The organism is Mesorhizobium sp. M7A.F.Ca.CA.003.01.2.1, from assembly GCF_003998945.1.
Lineage (GTDB): Bacteria > Pseudomonadota > Alphaproteobacteria > Rhizobiales > Rhizobiaceae > Mesorhizobium > Mesorhizobium ciceri.
Genome location: NZ_RZRA01001023.1, coordinates 1 through 1,894 on the forward strand (window position 1 = coordinate 1; position 1,894 = coordinate 1,894).

Here is a 1,894-nt window from a genome sequence, read left to right on the forward strand (position 1 = left end):
CCCGGCCGCGCCTATGCGGCCGACGCGCTGGCGCAGGGCATGATCGGCGGCCGGACGGGCTTCGATGGAGCCGAGCGCTACCAGTATGGCGCCGACACGCCGGAAGGCCGCGCCATCGAGGCGGCCAAGGCGCTGAAGGGCGCCGGCAAGGCGCCCGCCAAGATCGTGCTCGGCCTGTCCGACGGCTCGATCGGCCAGCTCACGCAGCCGTTCCCGGCCGGTGCGCCGTCGATCAAGGAGCTGTGGGAAAAGGAAACCGGCATCGCGATCGAAATCGTCGGTTTGCCGAACGGCCAGGAATTCACCAAGACGATGCAGGACATCTCCACCAAGGGTGGGGCCTACGACATCTATTCGACCGAATGGAACCGCCTCGGCGACCTCGCCGAAACCGGCGGCATCGCCAAGCTCGATGACTTTGTCGCGCAGCACAAGCCCGAATGGGACGATCCCGTCAGCGGTTATGTCAACGGCGCCAAGGGCGTGTCGCTGCTCAACAAATACCGCGGCTCCAACTATGGCGTATCGCTGGATGGCGACTTCCAGACCTGGGTCTACCGCACCGATTTGTTCGGCGACGAAGCCGAGAAGAAGGCCTTCAAGGACAAATACGGCTACGATCTGGCGCCGCCGAAGACCTGGAAGCAGCATGGCGACATCGCCGCCTTCTTCCAGCGACCGGACAAGGGCCTGTTCGGCTCGACCGACCTGCGCAACCAGGGTTGGGGCTATACCAATTGGTACCAGCGCTATGTCTCGATGGCTTCGCCCAACCAATTCCTGTTTGGCGATGACGGCAAGCCGATGATCAATTCCGAGCAAGGCATCGCCGCCACCAACGAATATGTCGCTTCGCTCGCACATCATTCGCCGGATGCGATCTCCTGGGGCTGGCCGGAGCAATACGGCAACTTCGCCAAGGGTGGTGCGGCGATGACCTGCGCCTTCTCCAACCTGCCGAAATTCCTCGACAATGCCGGCAACAAGGATTCGGCCGTCACCGGCAAGATCGGCTCGATGCTGCCGCCAGGCCGCGAGATCGACGGCAAGCTGATCAGCCGTTCCGTGCTGTGGTTCTCGCTGACCGGCATGGTTTCGTCGCAGTCGAAGAACCAGGAGGTTGCCTATCTCCTGCTGCAATGGCTGGGCTCGGCCCGTATCTACGCCTGGATGAGTGCCAATCCCGGCGGTTATCTGGACCCGTTCCGGCTTTCGGACTTCTCCGATCCGCTGGTGCGCCAGACCTATCATGCCTACCACATGGACGTCGTGCGCGAGACGGTGGCGCGCACCGTGCCGACCATCAACTATCCCGGCGCGACAGCCTTCCACAATGCGCTCGACGAGAACCTCATGGCGGCGCTGACCAAGGCCAAGACATCCGAGCAGGCGATGGCCGATACCGAGGCGGAGTGGAAGAAGATCGTGCGGCGCACCGGCGAGGACAAACTGCTCGAAGCCATCAAGACCAACAAGGAGGCCTGGCCGACAGTTCTCGACCCGATCGTCTGATCCATCTCCCTGGATCACATCGAAGGAGGGGAGGAGCCTGCTTTTCCCCTCCGCCCACAGCGCCACCAGCAAAGCCGCCAGATGAAGCGTTCCGTTCCTTTCCTGATATTCCGCTATGCCGCGATCTTCGCGGCCATGGCGGTGACGCTGGTGCCGATCCTGTGGATGGTATCGATGGCGTTCAAGCCGATCGCCGAATGGTCGGCGACCGGCGCCGACCTGACCTGGTGGCCGAAGAACCCGACGCTCAGCAATTTTCGTTTCGTCTTCGGCGAGTCGACCAACAATTTGATCGTCACGCTCGACCGTACCGCGCTGAAGCCGATCCTCGCATCGCTGCTGTCGGCGGGTTTCGGCACGGTGATTGCCATGTCGGCGGGGC

General features: G+C 62.8%; 1 protein-coding gene and 1 pseudogene. Both read left to right on the forward strand.

From position 1 onward, the window contains the following. On the forward strand, nucleotides 1–1,512 hold a 1,512-nt coding region (locus EN969_RS29120), incomplete at its 5' end, for an extracellular solute-binding protein (RefSeq protein ID WP_127419629.1). Nucleotides 1,513–1,593: 81 nt separating this feature from the next. Then, nucleotides 1,594–1,894, forward strand: a pseudogene (locus EN969_RS29125) (carbohydrate ABC transporter permease); the annotation flags it as partial.